The following is a 26,561-nucleotide window of genomic DNA, read 5'->3' as shown; positions in this document are numbered from 1 at the left end:
GGTGCTCCTCGTGGATTACAGCGGGGGCAGGTCGGCGACCTGGATCATTTCGTTGGGATGGTTGCGCGAGACGAGAGTGCCGCGTCCGGGCGGCAGCTTGGCCGAACGCACGTCGCCGAGCAGCACGCCCTCGTCGCGGGGCGCACTCATCAGCAGGGCGTCCACCGAAAGGTCCTTCAGCGGGCCCAGAATCGGATCGAAGAGCGCGCGTCCGGCGCCGCCGGCCCGCCGGGCGATGATCAGGTGCAACCCCACGTCCCGCGCCTGCGGCAGGAATTCCAGCAGCGGCGTGAGGGGATTGCTCGAGGTGATCATGTCGTAGTCGTCGACCACGACGTAGATCTCCGGCCCGCTCCACCAGTTGCGCTCGCGCAGCTGGCGCGGCGTGATGTCCGGCCCCGGAATGCGTTTGGACAGATAGCGCGCGACCTCCTCGACGGTCGGAAGCGCGGTCTGCGCCGAGGTCGAGTAGGCGGCCAGGTGGTCCCCCTCCAGCACGCCGAGCATCGTCCGCCGGTAGTCCACCAGGACCACCCGTGCCTGGTCCGGAGTGGCGTTGGCCACCAGCCCGGTCACGATGTTGCGCAGCGCGGTCGTCTTTCCCGATTCGACGTCCGCGAAGATCATCAGATGCGGCTGCGCCTCGAAATCCAGTACCACCGGCTGCAATTCGGACTCGCCAAGGCCGAACACCACGCGGGTAGGGCCGTCCTGGATCCCGATGCCGTGCGCGGCAGCCAGCACCTGGGAGCGCGGTATCCGTTCGGGCAGCATGCGGACCTGGGCAGCCCGCTGAGCCGGATACAGCTGTGCCATAGCCTCTTTCGCCCCTACGACGCCCTCGGCGAGGGTTGCCGAGTCGCTGTCCGAATCGAGTCGCGGCATCGCCATCAGCATGTGAAGGCCCCCCGGGGTGATGCCGCGGCCCGGACGGCCCGGCGGCACCATGACCGCGGCCCGGCGGTTCATCTCCGAATCACCCGGATCGCCGAGCCGCAGTTCGAGCTTGGTGCCGAGCTGGTCCTTGACGACCGGTCGGATCTCCATCCAGCGCGAGGCCGTCAGCATCAGGTGCACACCATAGGAAAGCCCCTGTGTGGCAATCGCATTGACGACCGGCTCGAGCATCTCGAATTCCTCGCGGAACGCGGCCCAGCCGTCGATGACCAGGAATACGTCGCCGTACACGTCCGCGGACAGCGGATGCGCGGCCCGATCGGCCTCGGGCAGCGCCGCGAGTTGCGCCTTGCGCCTGCGGAACTCCTGCATATTCTCGATTCCGAGGGCCAGGAAGCGTTCCTCGCGACGGCGCATCAGCGAGATCAGCTCGGCGAGCGTCCGGCGCACCCGGTCGGCCTCGAGCCGCCCGGCGGCGGAGCCGACGTGCGGCAGGCCGTTCAACGCCGCGAGCGTGCCGCCGCCGAAATCCAGGCAGTAGAACTGCACCTGGTCCGGTGTGTGCGTGGCGGCCGCGGCCATGATCACCGTTCGCAGTGTGGTGGACTTGCCCGACTGCGGGCCGCCGACCACCGCCACATTGCCCTGCGCCCCGGCCAGGTCCACGACCAGCACGTCGCGCTTCTGCTCGTACGGCTTGTCGATGACACCGATGGGCATCTGCAGGCGCCCGTTGCGATTGACCGGCGCCCGCCAGTCGGGGTCCGGAAGCAGCATGTCCACCGAGGGTGACACGTCCAGCGGAGGCAGCCAGACCTCGTGGGCCGGGCGTCCGTGCCCGCGCAGCCGCCCGACGACCACCTGCAGCAGCGAATCCCCGACCCCACCGGCCTGCGCATCGGCGATCAGCGAATCCAGATCCGGCAGCTCGACCCGGGCCGGCGCTGCCTGCTCGGCGTTCCCGACCGCGGCGGCGGTGAAGCGCCGGGGCGGCTGTCCGGCGATTGCGAGGGTCCCGGCCTGCCGTGCCCCGCGCGGCGGCACATAGAGCCCCGACACATAGGAAGTGTTGAACCGCAACGGATCTGCCGCGTCGGTCTTGAGGTACCCCGCGCCCGGCTGGCTGGGCAGATGATAGGCGTGGGTGATGCCGAGCACCTGGCGGGATTCGTTGGCCGAGAAGGTCCGCAGGCCGATCCGGTACGACAGATGCGAATCCAGCCCGCGCATCCGGTTCTCCTCGAGCCGCTGCGAGGCCAGCAGCAGGTGCACGCGCAGCGACCGGCCCAGCCGCCCGATCATCACGAACAGCTCCGCGAAATCTGGTTTCTGCGAGAGCAACTCGGAGAACTCGTCGACCACGACGAACAGCGCCGGCAACGGATCCAGCGGCGCGCCGACGGACCGGGCCCGCTCGTACTCGGTGACATTGGCGAAATTGCCCGCCGAACGCAGCAGCTCCTGACGACGGTTCAGTTCGCCCGCGAGCGCGTCGCGCATGCGGTCGACCATCGAGAGTTCCTCTTCGAGGTTGGTGATCACCGCAGCCACGTGCGGCAGCGGATCCAGCCCGAGAAACGTTGCGCCACCCTTGAAGTCGACCAGCACCAGGTTCAGCTGATCGGGCGAGTGCGTGGTCGCCAGGGACAGCACCAGGGTGCGCAGGAATTCGGATTTGCCGGAACCCGTTGCGCCGATGCACAGTCCGTGCGGCCCCATGCCGTTCTCGGCCGCCTCCTTGATATCCAGTTCTACTGGTGCGCCGTCCGGTGTCACTCCGATGGGCACGCGCAGACGCTCCTTGGGCGTGCGGACGCGCCACACCTGTCCCGGATCGATCTGCGCGGCGTCCGGAATCCGCAGCAGCGCCATCAATCCCGGATCGGCCCGCGGCTCGTCGCTGAGCTGCACGATCTGCATGCCGGTGGCCACGTGATAGGGCGCGAGCCGGCGGGCCAGATGTCCGGCGAGGGTGACACCGACCTGGTCGGGGGTGGCGAATTCCTCGAGATTGCCCACGGATTTCGCGGCCACCGCGGTCGCGGTCACCACCAGTTGCAGGCCCCGGCGCACGGCCAGTCCGGTCTGCGGCGCGGTGAGGTCCAGGAGCGTGACCGAGTCGAGCCCGGCCTCGGCGACCAGGCGTTCGGAACCGTCGACGTGACCGTCATCGATCACGACCACCAGGTGCCGCCGACCGGGCGTGGCCGGTGCGTTGCGCATGAACCGGCCGCGCTCGAGCAGCTCGTCCTGCAGCGCGTCCTCGAGTTCGGCGAGCGATTCGTACATCATGCGGGCGCTGCCGAGGCTGTCGCGCAGCCGCGGATGTTGCAGCTGCGGAAGCCATTTCGCCCATGCCCAGTCCGGACCGTCGGGATCCTCACAGACGAGGGCCACGGCCATGTCGTCGGGGCCGTGAAAGGTCGCGAGCTCCACCAGCATCGCCCGCACGAGGGCGCGGGTTCGGTCACGGTCGCCCTCGAGGTTCACGGCGGGAAATGCTCGCAGCGACAACGCCGTCGGGAGCTGATGCACCACCGAATGGGTGCGCACGAAACGACGCAGCGCCACGGTCGACACCGGTTCGAGATCCTCCACCGGCGCGGTCTCGGGCCACGACAGCGCGGTGGCGATGCGGTGGCTGCCCATTCCGATGCGCACATGCCCGAAATCCGGGTCGTTGGGGCGGCGCTCCCACATCCGCCGCGTTCCTATCAGCGACGTGAGATCGATCGGTTCGGGATGGCTCCACTCGAGCGACTCGCGTTGCGAGCCACCGGTATCGCGCACATCGTCGCGCAGCTGGTCGAGATAGCGGAAGTAGTCCTTGCGTTCCTCGTTGAGCTCGGCGGCGCTCTTGCGGCCCCCGCCACCGCGATTGAGGACCATGCCACCCATTGACATCAGCATCATCAGGGGGAACATCAACCCGAAGGGGTTGGTCAGAATGCTGCGCCCGCCGGTCAGGAACATCATCGCCATCATGCCCACGACCGCCGCCACCATCACCAGCGGCAGCAGCTTCGGCAGCAGGCCGCCGGGCAGGCTGCGGGCCAGCTCCGGCGGCGGGTTCACCACGACCTCGCCGCCCGGCGGCCGCGGCGGCGCAATCCGCGGCAGACGGACGAAACCCTCACTACCCATTGCATTCACCCTTCCCAATGGTGGGAGCGCCGATCAATAGTCCACACCCTCTGTCATCCGGCGGCGTGCCCGGCGGCGAAAGGGCCCGGTGACCGCGGTTCCCACCGCCACCACGAACAGGCAGATGGACGCACCCGCCAACGCGATTGGGCGCGGGCGCGGATCGACGGCGGACGGCCGCGGCGTGGGTGGCAGCCGTACCCCGATGTCGGAGACCGCGGACACGCCCGGCAGCTGTGCGGTGAGGGCGGCGACCGGATCGACTATGCCGTAACCGATTCGGTCGTCGTGGCCGCCACCCGGGGTGTGGGCGGTGCGCACGATCCGATCCATCACCTCGCGTGCGGACAGGGCCGGAAACCGCGCACGTACCAGCGCCGCCACCCCGGCGACGAAGGCACTGGAGAAGCTGGTCCCGTCGACCGGAGCGGGCCGGCCCTCCTGTCCGGGGATCGCGTTGACCAGACCCGTGCCGCCCGGCGCGCTGTCGAGCGAGTACAGGTCCACGCCCGGCGCCGAGACCGAAACCCACGGTCCGGCAAGGGAAAACTCCGACGGCGAGCCGTCGGCGTCCACCGATCCGACGGTCAGCACGTAGGGGCCGAACCAGGCCGGGCTCGCGACGGTCTGCACTCCGGTCCATCCGGAACCGTTCTGGGTCTTGCAGGCGCCGGCGCTCTCCACGTTGCCCGCCGCGGTCACCACGACGACGTTGCGATCGTAGGCGTACTTCACCGCGGCGCCCAGGGAGCCGTCGCCGAGCTCGGTTCCCGCTGCGGCACAGGAGACTTCGGAGATGTTGATCACGGTGGCGCCCAGATCGACCGCGTGCACGATCGCCGAGGCCAGCGTCCGCACCGTGCCCACTCCGCCGGGGGACATGGCGCCCGCGGCGTCGTGGTTGCTGTAGTCCTTGTTCTCGTACTCCAGGCTGAGCTGCCGGATCGCCAGGATCGTGCTGTCCGGTGCGACGCCGGCGAATCCGTCGGCGGCGCTCGGCTGCGCGGCGATGATACCGGCCACGAGGGTGCCGTGTCCGTCGCAGTCGGTGGTGCCGTCGCCGTCGGACACGTAGTCGCCGCCCGGAATCAGCCGGGGCAGCCGCGGATGGCGGCTCACCCCGGTGTCGATCACGGCCACGCGCTGGCCGCCGCCGCGGCTGAACTGCCAGGCCTGCGGGAGATCCAGCGCCGCCTGTGCGGCGGGCGCGGCGTCCGGTAGGCGGCCGGTAAGCGTCGGGCGCGCGCACTGCGCCCGCTGTTCGGTCGCCTCCGGTGGGTGGGCCGGCAGGCCCGGCCGCGGCGCCAGCACCGGATCGACCGCGGGGGGCGCGACCGCCTGCCGGGTGCGGAAAATCGGCGAATCAGCCACCGCGGGAGCCATATTCATGCCCGTCGCGATCAGTGTCACCGCAATCGCCGCGCACCATCGGTGCACCCGCGATGCGCGCCTTCCAGCTATCGTCCTGCTCGGTCCCGCGCGCCCGGACCAGCTCATACGCTGCGCGCTAGTGCGTAGAGGTCCATGGCCCACAGCGTCAACGGCACGATCGCCACGATGAGCGCGTATTCGACCAGTTCGCCGCCGCGCCGCAGCACCGGGGAGGGGTCGGCCGCACCGAAGGTGAATCCCCCGGCCAGCGCGCCCCCGACCAGCACCAGCAGCGCGATCGCCGCCGCAACGAGGGCTGTCTCGCCGTGCAGGCCCATCCCGATCACCAAGCCGCACAGGGTGATTCCCCCGCCCGCAAGCAACGTCGAGGTCTGCATCAGGTCGGCGAAGGCCCGCGCGCGCAGGCACAGCACCACCCCCGCCACCGCGGCGAGCAGCATACCGGGAAGCCGGTGGTCGGCACCGGAATTCGCGGCGACCAGGGCGCTGGTCGCCGCGACGACGGTGGCGCCGATGACGATTCCGGAGTGGAATTGATTGGCCACCCGCGCGCGGTCGGCCAGGCCGGCCGCCTGGGCGACCGCCGTGGCGCCCACCGCGCCGATGCCCTCGATGGTCGGGCGCGGTTCGTGGTCGGCGGGATCGATACGCCCACCGGCGGTCGGCACCGGCGGCACCGGAAGGCGTGAGGCCGCCGCGGCCAGCCGGGCCGCACCCGACAGCAGGACCAGGCCGATCGGCAGCGCACCGGCGCCGATCGTGCTCGCCGGATCGTGCCACAGCAGCACCACCAGGGCGGCCAGCCCGCCGCACACGGTCACCGTCATGGCCGCGGCGGTCAGTGTGGCGCCCACCCCCGTCACCCGGTAGGCCAGGACCGTGACGACCAGCGCGACGGCACACGCGAGCAGCAGATGCGCGCTGCCGAAGAGGGTCGGCACGAACAACGCGGCGCCCGGTCCGATCAGCAGCAGCGCGCACCACGTCAGCACCGTCGCCGGGAGCGCCTGGGCGTAGGCGCGGGCCACGATCACCGCGGCGACCAGCGCCGCCACCCCGGCGCCGATCGCGACCCCGCCTGCGGTCCAGCCCTGGCCGTGATCCTTGGCGAGTACCAGCAGCACCAGCGCGGCGGGGGTCCCCAGGACCGCGGCGATGGTGGCCGCCCAGCGCGCTGCCGCCGGGGTCCAGGCGCGAAACGTCTGCTCGGTCAACCGAGCCACGGCGTCGATGACGTCGTCGAACAGCGCCGGGGCGGAGCTCGAGCCCATCGCACGCAGCACCAGCAGCTCACCGTCGCGCACCCCGGCCTCGGCGAGGGTTGCCTCCGGCTCGATGGGCTCCTGCCCGATCCGGGCGAGAGTCCAATGCTGGGTGGGAATCGGCGCATCCTCCGGTTCGGCCCAGTTCGCGGTGCGGCCGTCGATCAGCGCCGCAATCTCGTCGATCATGGCGACGATCGGCACCGTCGCGGGTAATGCCAAGTCCACCTGGGTGTTTCCGCCGACCACCGACACCCTGGACAATTCGGGTGCCCCGGCCGGGCGATCTTGTGCAGTTTCGATCAAGGCCGTCCCCGGTGTCGAAGGGTTCTCGAACGCGCCGAGTGTATCGACGGCGGCGGAGCGCGGCCCTCAACTCTCACCACTGCTGGGAAATCACTGTCCCGCAACGACTCCTAGGGTAATCAAGCCGCCCTGTGCCAGTAGACCGACGCATCCCGCGGGTCGGGCGCGCATCACTGGGAGCTGGAATTCGAATGAGCGGAAATCGGCAGGCGCAGAGGGTTTTCGACGCCGGTGTCATGTCGCTGGGGCTCGTCGTGAACGGCCGGCAGACCACGCCCGATCGCGAGTACGCGCGAAAGGCGTTCCAGCATGCCGCCGAATGGGATCCGGCGATGGCCGACGCCTGGCTCGGACGCGCCGCCGCCGGCGACCTTACGCACGACGTGCTGTTCAACCTGTACCGCGCGAGCTCGGCCTTAGGACGCGAGCAGCGGCGTCTCGGGCTCGCACCGCGCCAGCTCGCGGGCCGATTCGTCATCGGCGCGTACGTCGACTACCCGCTGTGCAGCGCGGTGGAGATCGCGGTCGCGTATGCCACCTCGCTGGTCGGCGCGGGCGAATACGACGAGGCCGAGGAGGTGCTCGACCGGCTCGACCTGCAGCGGCGGACCGACGCGGCGACCGAGGATACGGTGTTCGACGACCACATCTGCGCCTATGCGCGGGCGCACCTGCACTACACAACGCAGCGGTGGAGCGACGTGATGACGGTGCTGTCCGGCTCGGCCGACTGGGCCGACAGATACCTGGCGACCGGCGCCCACGTCATGGTCGGCTCGGCGTGCGCACAGCTGGGGTTGTTCGGCGAGGCGATCCGGCGACTGGAGCTGGCCGAGCAGGGACCGATCCCGGGCGCCCGCACCTCGGCCATGTACTGCCGCGGGCTGTGCCTGCGCGAGCAGGGCAACGAGGACCAGGCCCGCGGCCTGTTCGAGAAGGTCTATTCGGAGGCGCCGGACTTCGAGGCCAACGCCGCGGCCCTGCGGGACCCGAAGTTCCGGCTCACGCTGACCTCCCGCGAGCAGATCGCCGCCCGCACCGACCGCTGGGATCCGGCCTCGGCGCCCGACCCGGCCGAATCCGAACGCCTGCGGCAGCGCGACAGCGCCGACGAGACCATGCGGCTCGCGCGGACCGAACTGGACACCCAGGTCGGTCTCGCGGCGGTGAAAACCCAGGTGGCGAAGCTGCAGTCGACGGCGATGCTGGCAAAGATTCGCGCCGACAAGGGATTGGCCAGCGTGCCGCGCGGGCAGCACCTGGCATTCACCGGTCCGCCCGGCACCGGCAAGACCACCGTCGCCCGGGTGGTCGCCAAGATCTATTGCGGCCTGGGAATTTTGAAGACCGACAAGGTTGTCGAGGCCAAGCGGATGGACTTCGTCGGCCAGCATCTGGGCAGCACGGCCATCAAGACCTCCGCGCTGATCGACACCGCGATGGACGGGGTGCTGTTCATCGACGAGGCGTACACCCTGATTCAGACCGGCCTGGCCGGCGGGGACGCATTCGGCCAGGAGGCAATCGACACGCTGCTGGCGCGGATGGAAAACGACCGCGACCGGCTCGTGGTGATCATCGCCGGATACGACGGTGAGATCGAGCGCCTGCTGGCCGCCAATGACGGTCTGGCGTCACGCTTTTCCAAGCGCATTCGCTTCGACTCCTACAACCCCGGTGAGCTCGGCGAGATCGGACGGGTCATTGCCGGTCAGCGTGACTCCACCCTGTCCGAGGAGGCGTTCGCGGTGCTGGTGCAGCGCTGCGAGAGCCTCTACGCACAGCAGCGCACCGATGCCGGTGGGGCCCCGAGGCGTGCCATCGATATCGTGGGCAACGGCCGATTCATCCGCAACGTGATCGAAATGGCCGAGGAGGAACGGGAATTCCGGCTCACCGGCGAGGGTAGCAACCTGGATCTGCACGATCTGGACGAGACCGCGCTGATGCGGATCGAAGCGCAGGACATGCGCCGCGCACTGGACGAAGTGATGGGAGCGCTGGGGCTGTGACCGGCCCCACTACGGACCGATCGGCAAGGGGTCCTGCGCGACCGCGGCGGCATCGTTGGAACGAAGTGATGGGAGCGCTGGGGCTGTGACCGGCCCCACTACGGGCCGGTCGGCAGGGTGTCGTGCGCGACCGCGGCGGCGTCCTTGCTCAACATGGGCCCGCCCGCCAAGCGTCCGATGATCTCCCAGGGCGCCGGTTTCGGGGTCTTTGGCATGCCGAGAATCGCGGCCGTCGCCGGATCCGTTATGCCATACCGGATCCCGGTATCGCTGATGTAGCACAGGCCGTCCTTGCGGACGCTGTCGCTGGCAATTCCGGTGATGCGCACGAACTCTCCGGAAAAGGGCGGCAGGTACACCGCGTCCACGCGGTCGGGGCTGCCGTTGCCGTCGGCCATCTGCACCGGATTCGCGGTAGACGGCAGCGGCCAGGACCGGCCCACCATCAGCGTCAGGGCGGCATCGTGATTGTCGTCCGCACGCGACCAGGACGAGCAGGCCACCGGCGAGGGATCGGTCGGCAGGATCGTCGGTCGCCGCGCCGGGAAGCCGTCGGTCGGAAGTGTGTGCAACACAGGGATACCCGCGAGCAGGTCCGGGGGCAGGGTCACGATCTGGCTGACGCCGAGGGAGTCCGAGTTGCGGATCACCTCCGCCGCGAGCGGTGAAATCCGTTGTACCCCATTCGGCAGCACCACGTACAGCTCGCCCGTGCCGACGTCGCTGACCTGAATCACCTGCCCGATCCTGGTGTTCCGGACCGGGCCCGGTTGTCCCGCATGCGGAATCACCGGCGGGGCGATCGCCGGAACCGGCACGGTGGCATCCAGCAGCGCGGTGCCGATCGGCCGGACCGAGGCGCCCTGCAGTTGCAGCGCCCGCGATACCGCGTCGTTCTCGGGGTCCAATTCCGCACGCTTACCGTCGAACAGCAGATACGTCTTGCCCTGGTTCGACACCAGCAGCGCCTCGTCGTGCCCGAGCGCCCGCGCGCCGTCCGTGAGATCCGGGCGCCCGGCGAAGACCAGGGTCGAGGCGCCCGAAATCGGCGTCATCGCCTGGCACAGTGTCCATTGCGACCCGTCGACCGCCGATCCGGGTAGCGCCGTCGGCGCCCCGGGGATGCCCAGCAGGGGGCCGCGGGGATACGCGGTCAGCTTGGACTCGGCCACCGAATCGGGAGTCTCGGGCGCACCGGCGATCAGCCGTGCGGACGCGAGATTCAGTACCGGGTCGAGCTTTCCGTTCTGGATCACGTACAGCCCGTCGCTGCCCTTGCCGAGGATGATATGCGCGTTCTCGACCGACCCCTGCGGGCGTAGCAGGCCCAGCACGGCGCACGCGCCGAGCGCGAGCATGCCCAGCACCGTGCCGGCGACCAGGGAACGGAACTGCGTGCTCATCGGGTCGTGCAGCATGCGCACGTCGCGGCGGATCAGCGCGTGCTCGAGCCGTTTGATGAGGAACAGGTATCCGTTGACCTGGGCCCTGGTTGTCAACTGGGAGGGCATATTTCTCCGAACCGGCTGGGGAGGTGTGCGACGACCGAAGCGGCGGCCTGCCGGGGCAGACCGCCGCTATATGTGTTGTTCGGGAACTGGGATCAGCAGCCGATCTTGCTGGCGAAGCTGCCGTCGTAGCTGACGAAGTCGTCGTGCGACTTCCGGGCGGCATTGACGCCGTGTCCCGCAGTGGCGATGTGGTTGTTGCAGATATTCGTCAAATGCTGAACCGCGTTGTCACAGGCCTCCCGGGCGGCACCTGTCCACACGTTCTGCAGTTCGCGGTGTGCGCCGTGCACGCCGGACAGGCAACTCTGCAGCTCTCCGATCCATTTGGTCATGGTCGCGTGGTAATCGTCCATACCGCCACTGTCGTAGCGGGTCATCGGCGATGTCATCTCGAAAATCCTTCGGTCGGGTACTAGATCAAGTTGGTGTGAACGTTGTTGAATGTGTGCGCGCTGGCATTCTCGACGTGGGCGGCATTCTGGCCACCGCTGTGCAGTGTCCGGGAAAGCGAGTCGAGGGCCTGCAGGACCTGTGACTTCACGCTCGTTTGCCAGTCCTGTTGAAACTGCTGGTGCGCATTCTGGGCTTGGCCTTGCCAGACCTGCATCGAATCCTGCGAGGTCGTGCCCATTCGCTGGACGACCTGACGCATCGCATCCACCTGATCGGATAGCTTCCTCGTCGCGGCCGCATGGGCATCGACATCAATTTCGCGCATATTGCTGGTAATCACGCTGTTCCTTTCGGTTGTGTTGTGTCTGGTTTCACCCAAGCGACCTCAGAGGGCCAATTCCTTGTCAGTGGGGCCCGATGCGGGCACGGTCGCCCCGACGACCGGACCCATCAGGCCGTCGAGCCTGCCGACGACCTCCTCGCCGTGCTGGGCGTGCACGAGCGAGCTGCGCGACTCGACATCCGCCGCACCGGCCCGCCCGACCATGCCCGGGCCCCCCATCGGGGGCATCATCGGCGTGCCCGACCGCTCGGCCGCGGCCGCCGCCGGGGTGTAATCGGATGCGGCCAGGGCCGCCGGAGCGGTGTGCGCCGCCGGCGCCGGATCGACCGGTGTCTCGATGACGGTCTCCTGCAACGGTGCACCGGCGCCGAGCCCGGGCATGGTGGCCACCCCGGCGAGGCCGCCATCGAATCCCGTGGGAGCCAGGTCCATTTCGGCCGACAACGAATGTGCGGCCGGTGCCGTGATGGGCGCCAGCAGTGAGTTCGGCGACATCGCCCCGAGTTGGCCGAGCTGGGAGATCGGCTGTGCGACATTCTGCAGCGCCTGCGCTCCCTGCGTGGTCCCTGATCCGGCGGTTGTGGCCGAATCGGCGACGCTACCGCCACTCGCCGCGGCATTGGCGGCCGTCGCGGTCGTTGCCTTCGCGGTGGTTGCCGCCGACTTGGCCGTGGTAGCCGCTGTTTTCGCGGTGACCGCCGTCGATTTGGCGGTGGTAGCGGCGGCTTTCGCGGTGGTCGCCGTCGACTTCGCGGTAGTGGCCGCGGTTTTCCCGGCCGCGGGCTGCGGGAGCCGCGGTGGACTGGTGATCGGCACCGGCTGCCCCACCGCGGTCATCTGGGTGGCGAGCACCGCGAGCTCCGCCTTGACATGCGCGATCACGGCGGCCGCCTCGGCCGATGCCTCCGCGGCCGCCGCCGCGGCGAACGGGGCCCCACCCGGCACGGCCACCGCGACAGTGAGCTCGGCGGCGAGTTTCGCCGCGATTGCCGCCAATTCGGCGTTCCCGACCTCGACCACGCCCGCCGCCGCGCCCACCAGAGCCGACATTCCCGTGGCCTGCTCGGATACGGACGCCGTATTAGACTGTGCCGCCGCAGATTTGGCAGCCGCCTGCTGTGCCCCCTGGCCCTGGAGCGATGTCAGCAGGCCCAGGGCCGTAGTGCCCAGCGAGACCACCGACGAGAGCCCATTGGCCACATCCGAGAGCACCTGGGTCGGATCGAGCGGCCCCATCGAGCCGAGATTGCCGCTGCCGAGATGACCGAACGAATCGGTGACCGGCTTCAACAGTGCGACCGGGTTCAGCGTCGGCAGGGGTGGCAGCCCGGGCAGCGGCGGCAACGGGGGCATCTGGGGCAGGGGCGGGATGCCCAGGCCCGCAAGCACCTCACCGACCGGCCGGTGCAGCAGCGGACCAGCGGGACTGCTGTTCAAGATGTCCAGCACCGTGGGTGGCACCGAAGCGGACGCGGGTTGGGTCATGCGAACTCGGCCTCGTCGGATCCCGGTGCGGCGGAGGGCAACTGCATCCTCGGCATCGGCTGTGACCGATCCCCGGCGGCTGTCGGCGCCGGGCCCGCGGTAGCGACACTCCCCCGAACCCCGGCCGGCACGCTCGAGCCCGGGCTTTCGTACTCGCTCGCCATCGCCTGCCGGCTCGCCGATTGCTGGTTCACCGCCGCCACCTCACCACCTGCCGACGCGGCCAGCCCGATCCCCTGGCCCGCCACCTGTAACGCCTCCTGCGCGATGGTGGCGAGCTGGGCGGCCGAGCGAGACGCCGTAGGGGAAACAAGTGACGCCGCAGCCGAATTCGTCTCGAGGCTCGCCGCCGCGAAGGGGGTCGACGATTCCAGCTCGGTCAGGTCGTAGCCAGCGGCACCCGCGTGCGCGGCCGCGCCGGTGGCCTCGTACACCTCGGTCAGCTGCGCCACGGCCCGGCTGTGATTGGCCTGTGCGCCGGCATACGCGGCCAGGAACTCCGACCCGATCGGACCGAACACCGGAACCGCGGCCGCAATGGTGGCAGCCTGATCGATCGCCCCGGCGGTCTGCGTCATCGCCCCCTGGGTGAGGTGCAGATCTCCGAACTGCCGCAGCAGATCGGCATCCATGACTACAGCCATCCCCGCTCCTGTTCATGCTCAGCCCGATCGGCGACGGGCGCCATCGATGTCGGTTCCCCGCCGCCGAATTCGGCGATGAGACCGCCGTGCTCGGCAAAGGCGCGCCGCGCCGCATGTTCGGCGGTGGTGACCAGAGTTCGCTCGAACTCCTTGGGGGACAGCCGCATAATTGCCGTGGACAGCCGCAGATCCACCATCTCGCCGTTGCCGTCGACGGTCACGGTGACCGCCCCGTCGGGCGAGCGCTCCTCGGCGCGGATCGCACGCAACCGGTCCGCCAGTGCGTTCAGGCGCTCGGCATTGTCGCGCAGCTGCTCCACCACGTCAGCGGTGCCCGATTTCACAAGCCCCCCAGCAGGCTTCGCGGCGCGTGATCGTATTCGTTTTCCGCAATCAGTTCCGCCAACGCCACCTGTTCGGTGGTGGGCAGCCCGAGCGCGTCCAGAATCTCCGCGTCCACCCCGGTCGCGGTGAGTTCGGTGCGGCGCGCCAGCCGAGCCCGCGCGGATGCCTGCCGACACAGCCGCAGAATCTCCCCGGCCAACTCGTCCGGATCTCGCCGAAGCTGAGCACGATCCACGGACACCGCTGTCGGCAACCCCATCTCGGTCGTCTTCACCGCAACGCGCCCCGTCCTCGATGTTGCTGCGCCAGTGATGAATTGCCGTTCCGGAACCGACATCATGCGTTCCTCGCTCACCCGGCCGAACACCGGATCCATCTGGTCGAGCACCGAAGATACAGCGATGGCAACCGCCCCGTTCCGAGGCGCCTTCCCGGGTCTGGGGAGCTGGTTGCAGACGAGAAAGCCGCTCCCACACGACGCCTGGCCGAGACGGACGGAGCGGCCGCCGCACAGTGAGATTACGGATTCTCCAGGAAATCGTGCGCATCCAACCCGGCGTCGTGGAGAACATGCGCCAACGCTTCCGGATCCACCGGACGCTCCGCTACCTCGTCCGGCAGCCGGTTCTCTCGAGCCAATGGAAGCAACTCGTCGTAGCCCGGATCGCCTGGCTCGAATATCTCGTAACCGTCGAACGAGATCCCGTCATCGGTCACGCCACCCACCCGTCGCCCGACGGTAACACCGTCCCGAGCCAGTACGGGCCGGCTGAAATTATCCGAATACTCGTTCAAAATATGCCTCCAATTCTCCGGCGATCTCCCGATTCCCGCAAGCAAATTTGCGCAGCGCCTTGGGGCCGGCTATCCATGCCGCGAATGCATCAGCGAACGCCTCGACAGGGTCGTCACAATAATGGTCCCACTTACGGTTTCTACCGACTGCCGCGAGCACTCTTGCATGCAATTCCTGCCACTCCTTTTGGCCGCTCACGCGGTGCCCACCGACGCCGTATGCCCGGTCGGCGGCATGCCCGAACTCGTGCATGACCAGGATTCTGTCGTCGAACAGACCGAGCATTCCGGTATCGACGAACAGCCGCCGTGGTCCGGCACAGAACAGGCCGGCACAGTTTTTCCATTTCACCTTCTCATTTGGCCCCAGAGGATTCTCGCGCACAATGGTTTCGAGTCCGGGCTGCATTTTTACCGAGCGCTTGCCGACAACGATCCCGCCGTGCGGAGCACCGTTGAGATACTCACTGATCCGATGGTATATCTGCGGCCGTTCGGCCCGCAGTCTGGCAATGTCTTCGAGAGCCCGCTTCGTTTCGGGTGTCTGGTCCAGGATGTTGATGAAAGGAGTGCCGTCGATCGGAGGAAATGCGACTGTGAATTCGACACCCTCCGGCGACAGCCGCACGCGATCCCCGGGGCGCACCAGCACCTTGGCACCGGGGTCGATTGCCTTGCCGTTGAGATAGGTGTGGTTCGACGAACCCTCGTCGCGGATCCACACTCGGCCCGATGGATACACCCCGACACTCAGGTGCCGGGCAGAGATTTCTTCACGTTTTGGCAGATCGGCGGGGAGCTCCGGGCTGTTGCGGCCGAGCAGCATCGGCTCGCCGCCGCGCACCGGATCGAGCGATACGTCGCCGTGGGGGCTGTTCAGCCGCACGCGAACGGACATGTCGCGATCGCGTGCATGCTCCGCGGTGAATTGCGCAGACCCGTACCAATGACCGAGACGAAGCGGGTCACCTGGTTCGAGGACAACCGGTCCGGCGTCGGGGTCCACCCGGATACCGCTCCTCCATGTACCGAAGCGGGAATGCACGTCACGCAACCACAGCACCCCGTACGCGTCACGCTCGATTACGGCATGCCGACGGGACACCGTGAGCTCCCCGGCGAAGTAGTCCGACATGGGCGAGCCGTCGTCGCGCCCGATCGACACCGCCTCACCCCGCCCCAGCATCAGCGGCTCGACGTCTTCCTCGTCGGTCAATCGGAGGGCCAAGGGCTGTTCCTCCCCCACGCGCAGATTCGCCTCGACGCTGCCGAAAAGGAGGCTGTCCGCAGGACTGATATACCGCTTCTGGTCCAGCGCGAGCAGCTCCCCGCTCACCTGGATCCTGTCGACCCCTTGCCTATCCGCGTTCTGGACCCACACCCGTCCGTCGAGGTCCCGCCCGACTACCGCCTCCCGCGGTACCCGTGGACTCCCAGCAGCATTCAGAAGGATCGCCCAGCCGTTGATGCTCGCGAGATCTAGTCGGACCTCCCGGCCCGGCTCGAGCCGGATCGGAAGCCGTGACCAATGCTCGAAATGCAGTGCCACGGGCGGAAGTTCAGGATGCTGCTCTTCTCCCAGCCGGACGATGCCGACGAACTCGTGCCCGAGCCCAATCCGATCACCCGCGGTTATGGTCACTCGCTGTCCCGGAGCAATCCGGTCTCCGTTGACCCACACCCCACGCGACCCGCTGCGGTCACGAATCCACACCCGACCGTCATGATCGGCACCGGCCATAGCGTGTATCGAGTCGACACCCGCGATGCCGTTCAACTGCGCGGCGAAGGGCGAGCCCGCCCCGACGCCGACCGGGACCTCCTGGCCAGGCGCAAGCCGCACCGGAATCGCGGCCGGTCCGCTCCCGATCCGTATCTCGATCGACTCCGGAGCGACCGGCGCCTCCAGGGGGCGGAACTGCACTTCGCAGCGGTACTCGTTGAGGTGAACCGTATCGCCCGGTTCGAGGGGGCGCCGCTCCCCCTTGGGCAAGCGCACGCCGTTCACCGAGGTGCCGTACGTCGAGATGTCCTCGATCCATACTCGCCCGTCGTCGTCCATGCCGATTCGCGCATGACGACGAGATACGGTTTGAGCGAGCGCATTCCGCGGCACCATGTCTCGCCCGATTTCGACGAATTGTCCTCGGTACAGGGAATATACGGGCCCGTCGGCTCCGAACAGCCGGAGCTCGGTCAGCTGACGCCGGAAGTCGAGGTCGAGCTCTAGTTCGGGCCCGAGCATGACCGTCTGGCCGTCGTAAACCCGTACCCAACCCTCGCCCGTCAGCTGCTTGCCGTCGACGAATGTGCCGTGCAGCGAACCGTTGTCGCGGATCAGGACATGGCCGAGCTCGTCGACCATGATCATCGCGTGGTTGTGCGAGACCCCCGGCTGGTTTGCGATATCTCGTATCGGAGAACGATCGCCACTACCGAGTGCATATTGCCGTCCCGGAACGAGACGCAGCTCGACACCGGGCCCGCCCGATCCGGTGATAATCACATCGACATGGCCGTCGTCCCCGTGACGATAAACCATGGTGCCACCGGCCGCAGGTGGGTTGGGAGGCCCGGTGATCTCGCCACTGGGCTTGTCTTCGACGACCTCGATGGGCGTGCCGCCGTCGGCGGCCCTGGCCTGCAACAGATCCCGGAGTTCGGCAGGGGTGAACGCAGCCCCGCCCGGACCGCGGTGGGCGATGATCCAGAGGTTGGTGATTCTACGGTGGGGCTGTTGGTTCTCCCATCCGCGTGCTTCCTCGTCGACCTTATGGAACGAGTTGGTGCCCATGGGGACATTCGGGTCGAGTACGTAGACGTCGGGATGCTTGTCGCCGGCGGTGCGCGTGCCCGCGCGCGGGGGCAAATTCGTCAGCAGGGCAACGTGTTTGGTGCCATCGACGTTCTCCATGACAACGGTGACGGAGTCGACTTCATTGTGGTCCTGGACAAGATCCGCCAGGTCGGTGAGGGTGGGGGGTATGGCGCGTCCGGACCGGCCTGGGGTCCGGACACGAGCGAATTCGCCATCGGTGAGTCTCTCGATGTATTCGGCGTCGAGATATTCCCGGCCACCGGCGGCATTCACATCGTCCACCGCATCCGGTCGCCGAACGGCGGGAATCGTCGCCGGGGCACCGGGCGGACCTCGGGCGATGTCCACCGACCGGGCGGCTTCGCTGTACCACCCGACACAATTCCGCGGCCGTCCGGCTCCGATCAGACCGTGCACAAAAGCAATCGCCACCAGCATTTCCCGATTACGGGCGCCGAATATGCCGAGCAAGTCTCGAATGCGGGCGTTCAGCTTGTGCGGTGTACTCCTCCAGCCCACCTCCTCGGCTATGTGGTGATTATTCATTCCGACAGCTATCCGCTCGAGTATTTCCAGGTCTCGATAGGAAAGACTCGACATATCCGCCACCGGGAACGACCGCTTGTCGAGGGTCACTATCTCGGCGCGCAGCGCGTGCACCACCATCGCAGCCTTATCCATCGTGGCCCTGTCGTCGACCCCGAACACGTATGTGATCTCCCGCTTCAACCGCTGCATAATCGCCTTGGTGAATCCGAGCGACGCCGCGATCTCTTGGTCGGTGCGCCCCGTGGCAGCCAGTTCCAGATAAGTGCGGTGGAACACCGTCGGTTCCACGGTTTGCCGCCGGGAGGCAAGCTCGCTGTCCGATATGGCGCGACCGCAATATTCTCGGGCGAAGGCGGTCGCCACCAGTGCCCCATCGTTTTCGATCCCGAACACACTCTCGAGATCCTCGATGCGACGTCCCATCTCCGCGAGACTCAGACCCATATCGGCAGCGATTTCCTTATACGTCCCGCCGGCGGCAATAGCGTCCAGCAGCTCCGTATCGCGCGCCTCGAGTGGCCGCGTCATCAGGACACGCGCACGCAGACTCTCCGGCGGAACGAGTCGATTACTCAGGGCCATCACCATCGTGTCGAACACCCCATCGACACCGAGCCGACCCTGGAGATAGTCGATCTCGTGTGCCATCGCCTCGACGGACACCTCGAGCTTCTCGGCGATCTCGGCAATCGGCAATCCTTCACCGATATACCTGATCAGCAGGGAAGAACGGCCCCTCAGCCCCCGAACGATCGGGGCACGTGTGAGATCGTTCGGTTGCTCGTCGAGCGTGACGACTCCACGCTGAGGTGCACCGGCTCCGGCGGAATCCTCCTGCTCCTGCACCGACGTTACAAACTCGGCGGTACCATCCGATTCGCTGGCGTACCCATTTTCCTCACCATGGAGACCCGGCAGCCGTCCGAGCCACCGCACGAGGGGAACGACACCCAGCGTTGCAGCATTGATCGTCACGAAACCGTCATCTGTGCCAAGGATGCGCTCTCTGTGCTTTTTCCGAATGTTTCGCCCCAGCCGCCTATATCGCTGTGCCGCTCGGGATCTCGCGGACCGAATCCGGTCGCCGGCGGTCGCTCCTCGGAAGAACCGACGACGCCGGTCCTGCAACTCGTCAAGAGTTGTTCCTTGCTCTGCGGCCTGGTAGCCGCCCACGACCAAGGAGTAAACCATTTGCGCCCAGCGCGATTCGAATGTGCCGAGATCTCGGACGTCCGTGAACGATTCGATGAACAGCGACTCTGGGGCCCGTCCCTGAGCAAATGCTTCCGTGTCGAATTGCGTCTCGAGCTCCATCTGGAACGCGCTCTCGAACTCCGCATCGGGCAGTCCCGGCCTGCTACGAGCCAGACTTTCCTTCAGATCTTCCTTCAGCATCGGCTCTATCCGGGCAGCGACATTGCGGCCACCGGCCAACCAGACCGCTTGCGCCAGCCGGCGAAGGAATTGCCTGCGAACGAAACTCAGAAACTCCCTGTTCTCGACAGTGTCTTCGGCGGACAAATTCGACATGCGTCGAATTCCGCTTTCGGTGAACAGCGCCTTATTCACAACAATCCGGCTGGATTCCCGCCACACATCCTGCCTACGAAGACGGCCTCTCGCTGTATATGCACGCAAAGCAAGAGCGGCGACGAGGGAGCCGCTGAATTCGACACCGAATACTGCACCGGGTCCGAACACGGCCCTACCTGCGAGCATCGACAGAAATACTCCGGCACCTGCAGCCAGAGTTCCGGCCCACAGGCGGAGTACCCCGCTACGCGCCATCGGGGTGCGGTCTCGCCACGGCTTGGTATAGCTGAGGTATTCCATATCTTTCGCCCGAATCCGATCCATGCGCAGATTCGAGAAATCCTGTTTCACCATCGCAAGCGCCTTGACAGCCTCGCGGAGAAGGGCCGGATCAGCCTCGACGTCCCACAGCTCCAGCCGCACACCGAACTTGCGGTCCAGCCATTTCAGTATTCGCGGCGTGTCCCACTCGGGATCGAATTGTTCATGATCGTGTAGATGACCCGAGACTTCATAGCTCTCTGCCGAGATGTAGTGGCGCAGTAGGTATTCCGAGTCCACGTCCTCGGGCTGCCAGTCCTCGATCGAATACGCGCCCCGCTCCGTCACCGAGATACGTTTGTACTCGATCTCAGGCCAGTCGCCCATGCCCGGGATGAACCGATCGAGCAGCGGGCGAGGGTCGCGCAGCACCGAAAAGACCAGGATTCTCCCGTCGCGGGTAACCCAGGCCGGTCCATGCTTCCCCGCGCCCAGCCAGGCTGCGTATTGCCGTTCCAGCTCCGTCGCACACGCGGTCCGGACCAGCAGTGCCTTCCAGCAATTCGGCAGCTCGTTCACGACCCAGCTGGCCAAAATCCGCGGTTCCCGCGCGAGCGAGTTCTTATCGTATTGCCGCCCCTGCCTGTCCTCGATCTCGGCAGCGAACAGTTGCTGGACGGCCATTTCGACAAAGTCCAGATTGCCGGGCACTGCTTGCCGTAGGAACATGTCCCTGACCTCTGCCATGCGCTTGTCGGACTTGTGATTGTCCAGATAGGCCATCAGTTCGTCCCACGCACGCCCAGCGAACTCGTCCAGGGCGATCTTCAGTCCACGGGGTAGCTCGACGGCGCTCGCCGGGTCGCCCGGCTGATCCTCATCACGCCCGGGGAACAGATCGACAGATCCGTCCTCGAGTGCACCGTCCATACGCGCCCCACGACCGGCTCGCGGATTCTTCAGCCTCCGGCGTATCCAGTTCCCCACCAACGACAATGTCGCTGCCCCGGCAACCACGCCGACCACAGTCACGGCAGTGTGCCCAGCCCCCGGACTCCCGGCGGCAACCGACGCACCGACCGCAATCTTGCCCACTACGGCGGCCTTTCCGACTGCGGCGGTCTTCCCCGCCACAACTATCGCCGGGATACCACTCCCCGCGCGGCCCACCCGCTTACCCCGATTCCGCCTCGCAGCGCGCCGATTCCGCAAATCACGGCCACGCCGGTCCCGCAACTCCTCGAGGGTTATCCCCTGCTCGGCGGCCTGGTAACCATCCAGGACCAGGGAGTAGACCATTTGTGCCCAGGGTGATTCGAAGGTGCCGAGATCTCGGACATCCATGAACGCCGCCGTGAACAGCGTCTTGGCACTCGTTCTGTCAGCGGCATAATCCGCGTCGAACTGGACTTTCAGCTCCGCCCTGAACGCTCTGTCGAGCTCCACCTCGTCCTCGGCCAGCTCAGGCCGTCTGCGTTTCAGCTCGTCCTTCAGCATCGGCTCTATCAGGGCGTCGACGCTGTGGCCACCGGCGAACCAGACCGCTGAGGCAAGGAGATCGAGAAATTCCCGGCGAACTACACGCTGGGCGCCGACCGCAGGGATTCCGAAATACGACGTCGTGATCAGCCGGTCACTAGTTCCCCGTTCCGTGAAAATCGAACTATTCACCACGATTCGACTCGAATTCTGCTGCCGATTACGACCTCTCGCTGCGTAAGCGGACAGCCCGGAACTAGCCATCAGGAGGCCGCCGGTAAGCAAGCCCTCCGCGATTCCGATCCCGCGGAGTCTCGCGGTTGCGCTCATCAACAGAGACAATCCGGCACCTGCCGACACCGCGCCGGCCAATACGCGGCCGACGGCTTTCCGCGCCACCGGGCTGTAGTCCCACGGCAGCCTTTCGACGGTGCCCCTGAGGCCGAACTCGGGCATGAATTTTGTTCGGATCCGACGGATACGAAGCTTCGGGAAGTCCCGCTTCGCTGCCGCGACCACCCTGGCGGCCTCACCGACAAGCTCCGGCACAGCTTCGGTGCCCGGCACCTCCAGCCGCACACCCGACCTGCGGTACAGCCACTTCAGAATTTCCGGCGTGCTCCACCTGAGATCGATTTTTTCCCGACGGTCCAGATAACCGGCGACGTCATAGCTCTCGGCCGAGATGTAGTGGTGCAGCAGGTATTCCCGGCCCACATTCTCCGGCTGCCAGTCAACGATCGAACACACACCCCGCTCCGTCACCGAAACACGCTTGTATACGATCTCCCGGTCCTGCAGGCCCGGCAGGAAACGATCAACCAACGGTCGCGGGTTGTGCAGCAACGAAAAGAGCAGGACCTTCCCGGCACGGGTCACCCAAACCGGTCCGTGTTTCCGAGCACCGAGCGCCGAGGCGTACTGCCGTTCCGCCTCCGCCGCGCAGGCGGTACGAATCAGCAAAGCCCGCCAGCAATGTGGCAGCACGTTCGCGACCCGGTCGGCCAGGGCCCGAGAGTCACCGCCGAGCGGATCTCCTTCCAGATGCATAAATGCGATCTCGGCAGCGAACAGCTGCTGTACGGCCATTTCGACAAACTCCAGATTGTCGAGATCCGGCTGCTGCTCGCGCATGTCCCTGACCGCGTCCAGGCGCTCGTCCTCCGGGTGATTCTCCAGATAGGCCGTCAGCTCGTCCCACGCAATCCCAGCGAGCCTCATCAGACGGTTCTTCAGCTTGTCAGGTAGCTCAACAGAGTTCGCCGGGTCGTGCGGCTGATTCTCAACACGCCCGCCGACGGCCGGATCATGCTGTTGCACAACCGGATCAGCGGCGACTGCGAGTTCTTCCCTGCGAGCCGAATCGGCACCGTCGGATGGCATCGGATCGGCGGAGCCGTCCTCGGTCTGCTCCCCAGAACTCGCCCCACGGCCGGCACGTGGTCTCTTCAACCGCGCATGTATCCGTTCCGCCGCCATTTGTACCGCGACCACACCTGCGACGACGGCGACCACGGTCAGCGCGGTGTGCCCTGCCCCCGCCGTCGGCGCAGCGACCGCAATTTTCCCAGCCATCGCCGCCTTTGCAGCGGCGACCTTGCCGACTGCCGCAGCCTTTCCGACCGCGCCCGTCTTTCCCGCCGCAACTACCGCTGGGATGGCGCTCGCTGCACGGCCCGGCTGCTTGCCCCCGCGATCCCGCCTCGCGGCGCGCCGATTCCGCCCCACCCCGTCCGGCGCACGCGGTTCCGCGGGCTCCGAATTCGGATCGCGGAGAGCGGCTGCCCGGCGTTCGAAGAGCTCGCCCAGCAATATGCCTTCGCGACGGGCCCGGTAGACGTCCACGATCCGGTCGTGCACCATTCGCTGCCCGGGCGTTGCCGACATATCGGGGTCACGGACGGCCATGAACGACTTGTTGAAAAGTTCTGCGTACCGGGTCATTTCATCCGAGGGCTGCCCGTCGGCCTGCGGCAGCCCCGCCGCTCCGGGTTTCGCGACGCTGTCCTCACCCAACAGGTCGCCCGACAGCCCGGCCCGATCCAATGCCTCCCGCAGAGCCTCGATATCCGCGTCGCTGACCGCACTGGCTGCCCAGATCGCCGCCGCCAACTGCGCCAGCACGGCCCTGCGAACCAGACTGCGTGGACCGGATTCGGTGATCAGCTTCTCGTCCAGCACAATTCGAATCGAACCCGGTGTCGGATCTACATCACCGTTCGCGTCGCGCACAGTCGCATCCGCGTCCGACGGATCACCGTGTGTGTCACCGTCGCTCCGGTCACCGCCGGGCGCGGTGCGGATCGAGATCGGTCCCACGCCGGGATCCAGCATCGTCTGCGCGACAACGGTTGCCACCTCGGCAAGAGCCGGCTCCTGCAGATCCGGTAGGTACAGGTCCAGCTGCGCCTGGAACCGGTCGTCCATCCAGTTCAGGATCTCCAGAGGAAGCCAGCCCTCGAACAGAAGTTTGTGCGGGGTGTAGTCACCCGAATAGGCGAAGCCTGACTCGACCTCACCCGAATGGAATTCGCGGAGGGCGTTGTCCCCCAACAGTCCGGTGACGAGATGGTTCTCCGTCGGAAGGTGGTAGCGCAGTGCGTATTCCGATGCCGTCGGCTGCGGGTCCCAATCGTCGATCGAATACGATCCATTGACCGATACCGTGATTCGCTTGTATTCGATCCCTGGTTCCTGGGACAAGCCCGGAATGTACCGATCAAGCAGCGGTCGCGGATCGCGCAGCTCCGAGACAACGAGAATCGTACCGTCGGGAAGCACCCATACCGGGCCCTGTCGGCGCGCACCGCGCTTGACCGCATACTCGCGGGCTTTCGCCGTGGCGTAGGCGGCGCGCACCAGCAATGCCCACTGGCACTTGGGAAGTTTGTGCACAAAACCGTGGGCGGACGCCTGTTCCACCGCCACCTCGGCAAGTTCCAGCCAATCCGAGTGCTCAGCCATGTCAAGGATCGGCTGCATGCTCCCGTCCCTCGGCGGGAACTTCATGAAGTCCCACAGCTCGCTCGTCGCAGAATCCGCCGTGTGGTAAAGCACCCGCCGCAACCGATGACGTTCATACAGCCGGCGCGTTACCCGGTGCGCGGCGAGCGCGACGGCTATCAAGCCCGCAACCCCGGCGCCCGCGGTCAGCAGGGAACGCCCGACCATCAGCGCGTTGGATACACCCGACGACGCCACCGCAATGTGCCCCGACAACGCGACATGTCCAGCAACGGCAACCGCCGGAAGTCCCCCGCCGCGCCGGGAAGCTGTGCGCCCGCGGATTCCACGCAGCACGCCGGTGAATCTGCGCCTGCCTCGTGTCGCGCCGGGCACCGCAGCCCCGTCCGACATACCTGCGGAACCAGGCACCGCGGACGAACCGTCTTCGTGCAGCCGGGTGTCCGAGTCGGCGACGTCGTCTTGCGACCGGCTCGCACGGGCATTGATCGGATCTTGCTGTTGCCCCACCGAATCCGCGGCACTCTCGGTTTCCTGCCCGAGGCGCGCGGCGTCAGCCCCGCCGAGTACCGAATGCTCGGCAGATCCATCCGATTCCTCGCCGCTCGAGGTGCTCTCTCGACCGGCCCGCCGCCGCCGCGACCGCCGGCGATTCCGGTTTCCGAACGGCGGCAGCCTCTTCCACGGAACATACAAGTCCGCCCAGACCAAGCCGTGATCGGACCAGCCCGGGCGCTTACCTTCCCACTGTTCGCCGCCGGCGATATAGCGCAGACCGGTGTCGGTCCTGGTGAGCACCACAGCGCTCTCCTCAGCACGAAGAGGGGCGGAGAAGTAGATCTTGTCGGGGGCACCGTCCCAGTTCTCGTGTGGAACCGTTGTCTGCTCCGGCGGCAGGGCGTCGCTCATGCCGAGCGCTTCCAGCATGCGACGGTATACCCGGCCCGGCCGGTCGGTGTTCATGTCTGCGGCAAGCACGGACCGGCCGCCCGCGAGCAGCGAGAACAGTTTTTTCGCAAGGTCACCGGCGTGCTCGATGCCCGGCCCCTCTTCGTAGCTCTGTCCCAACGCTCCGAGCGGAGTCGGATGCATGGTGACGAACTTCAGCCCATTGATCCGCACGACGTGCGCGGACCGGTTCAGCGGCTCGACCTCCTGCCCCCGGAAACTCAGGACCATGTTTTTCGGCATGGGCAGCCGATGGTCGGTCGCGGATTCGATCGGATACCGGCTCATCGTGACGATGTGCAGCTTCTCCCCCTCGGTCATATGGGAGTCGCACATCTCGGTCTCGTGCACGTGGCGGTACCCCAGTGCCTCGGCCAATCGCCGCGCTACCGTGCCGGCGGCGCTGGTCTCCGACTCCTGCAGGCAGATCACATCGGGGTCGACCAGTTTCAGCAGGGTGACGAAATACTCGATGCCGCTGTGATCATCGGAGGCGTAGTCGAACGCGTTGTCCGATTGTGTGAGCTTGCCCCCCGCGACGTTCCACGTCGCGACCCGCAGTGTGCGCCGCCGCTTTTTCGCTCGCCCGCCGCGGGCATGAGTGGGGTCGAGCACCGCGCGACGCCGGTCGGTGGGCAATGCGGCCACCAATGCAACGAAATCGGCGGCCGCATTCTCGCCACGTTCCGCGAGCACCTGCAGGTACCAGCCAGCGAGTGCAGCGTCGCTGCCGAGTTCGGCGGGGATGCTCGGCCGTTCACCGCGCCACGGATCACCCGCACGCGGTGATACGGCCGGCCGGTCCGCGATTTCGGGCCCGGTGCCGCCGCGAAGGGTGGTTTCGGCGACCTCATCCACCGCGGCCAGAATCAGCGGAATCTCCCACCCCCACGCCCTGAGGGTGAACTGGGTGACGTGCGGTTCCGCGGCTTCGCCCAGCCGGAACTTCACGTCCGTACCATCGTCGCTCATCCGGTTCGCCAGCATCTCGCTGTAACCGATGATCTCAGCGCGCATCCGCTCCGGCAGCTTCAACGCCACATCCAGATCGACCATGCTCGTCGGATCCCGCCCCAGCCAACTCTCCGGAATCGCCTGCACCGGACGACGATCCCGACCGTGCAGGTCGTCGGCGAGCGCTGCGAGCACCTGCCCGACAGCGTGCCACATCCGGCCGCCCGCAATGCCGATCCCGTTGTTGTCCGGCATCATTCCGGGCTCGCTGACCACGATCCGCGGCCACCCGTGCTGCTCGGCATGATCGATGATCGAGCGCAGCACCGGGAATTTCTCGGCACACCCACGCAGGTGCGCCCGAATCGCCTCCTGCTGCTCCGCGGACATCTCGCCGGTCTCGGGGTCGGTCCGCACCGGCTCCCCGAGCCGCTCGGCCAGTTGGCGCGCAACGTCATCCGCGGCCGCCTGCTCGCCGGATTCGTCGCGCACCTCCCGGAACCGCGCGGCAATCTGCTTTCCCTCG

The 26,561-nt window shown here is 67.0% G+C and carries 13 protein-coding genes (1 of these 13 running past the window's edge); 1 reads left to right on the top strand and 12 read right to left on the bottom strand.

From position 1 onward, the window contains the following. Positions 1-15 precede the first annotated feature (15 nt). The 3 genes from eccCa to eccD form a co-directional block, all read right to left on the bottom strand. A complete protein-coding gene (eccCa, locus tag KO481_RS15805) occupies positions 16-4,041 on the bottom strand; it encodes a type VII secretion protein EccCa (RefSeq protein ID WP_215917846.1) in 4,026 nt (1,341 codons plus the stop codon). Between the two features lie 33 nt (positions 4,042-4,074). Beyond that, the gene (gene mycP / locus KO481_RS15800; protein ID WP_215917935.1) at positions 4,075-5,430 is read right to left on the bottom strand and encodes a type VII secretion-associated serine protease mycosin; all 1,356 of its coding nucleotides are present in this window, start codon (positions 5,428-5,430) and stop codon (positions 4,075-4,077) included. Positions 5,431-5,534: 104 nt separating this feature from the next. Beyond that, entirely contained in the window at positions 5,535-6,944 is a 1,410-nt protein-coding gene (gene eccD / locus KO481_RS15795) for a type VII secretion integral membrane protein EccD (protein ID WP_308166634.1), read from the bottom strand. Between the two features lie 248 nt (positions 6,945-7,192). Here eccD and eccA point away from each other — a divergent pair, with 248 nt between their 5' ends. After that, complete coding sequence (eccA, locus tag KO481_RS15790; protein WP_215917844.1) at positions 7,193-9,013, top strand: type VII secretion AAA-ATPase EccA; 1,821 nt, start codon at positions 7,193-7,195, stop codon at positions 9,011-9,013. Positions 9,014-9,111: 98 nt separating this feature from the next. Here eccA and eccB read toward each other — a convergent pair whose 3' ends face one another. The 9 genes from eccB to KO481_RS15745 all read right to left on the bottom strand — a co-directional run. Further along, positions 9,112-10,512, bottom strand: a complete 1,401-nt coding sequence (eccB, locus tag KO481_RS15785; RefSeq protein WP_245400917.1) for a type VII secretion protein EccB — start codon at positions 10,510-10,512, stop codon at positions 9,112-9,114. A 104-nt stretch (positions 10,513-10,616) separates the two neighbouring features. Then, positions 10,617-10,913: a WXG100 family type VII secretion target gene (locus tag KO481_RS15780; protein WP_215917842.1), complete on the bottom strand. Its 297-nt coding sequence runs from the start codon at positions 10,911-10,913 to the stop codon at positions 10,617-10,619. A 23-nt stretch (positions 10,914-10,936) separates the two neighbouring features. Next, positions 10,937-11,257, bottom strand: a complete 321-nt coding sequence (locus KO481_RS15775; protein ID WP_215917841.1) for a WXG100 family type VII secretion target — start codon at positions 11,255-11,257, stop codon at positions 10,937-10,939. A 45-nt stretch (positions 11,258-11,302) separates the two neighbouring features. Further along, entirely contained in the window at positions 11,303-12,745 is a 1,443-nt protein-coding gene (locus KO481_RS15770; protein ID WP_215917840.1) for a hypothetical protein, read from the bottom strand. Continuing rightward, a complete protein-coding gene (locus tag KO481_RS15765) occupies positions 12,742-13,389 on the bottom strand; it encodes a hypothetical protein (RefSeq protein WP_215917839.1) in 648 nt (215 codons plus the stop codon). The genes KO481_RS15770 and KO481_RS15765 overlap by 4 nt, the downstream gene beginning before the upstream one ends. Then, entirely contained in the window at positions 13,380-13,733 is a 354-nt protein-coding gene (locus KO481_RS15760) for a YbaB/EbfC family nucleoid-associated protein (protein ID WP_215917838.1), read from the bottom strand. The genes KO481_RS15765 and KO481_RS15760 overlap by 10 nt, the downstream gene beginning before the upstream one ends. Continuing rightward, positions 13,730-14,008: a hypothetical protein gene (locus KO481_RS15755; RefSeq protein WP_308166622.1), complete on the bottom strand. Its 279-nt coding sequence runs from the start codon at positions 14,006-14,008 to the stop codon at positions 13,730-13,732. The genes KO481_RS15760 and KO481_RS15755 overlap by 4 nt, the downstream gene beginning before the upstream one ends. 245 nt (positions 14,009-14,253) lie before the next feature. Further along, a complete protein-coding gene (locus KO481_RS15750; RefSeq protein WP_215917837.1) occupies positions 14,254-14,451 on the bottom strand; it encodes a hypothetical protein in 198 nt (65 codons plus the stop codon). 58 nt (positions 14,452-14,509) lie between these two features. Continuing rightward, positions 14,510-26,561 carry the end of an FHA domain-containing protein gene (locus KO481_RS15745; RefSeq protein ID WP_215917836.1) on the bottom strand. Its footprint extends 24,167 nt past the window's final position, so the window shows 12,052 of its 36,219 coding nt (coding positions 24,168-36,219); its start codon lies beyond the right edge, outside the window; it ends in the stop codon at positions 14,510-14,512.

The sequence above is a fragment of the Nocardia albiluteola genome (assembly GCF_018860155.1).
Classification (GTDB): Bacteria; Actinomycetota; Actinomycetes; order Mycobacteriales; family Mycobacteriaceae; genus Nocardia; species Nocardia albiluteola.
This window is presented reverse-complemented; position numbering and strand designations above follow the sequence as displayed.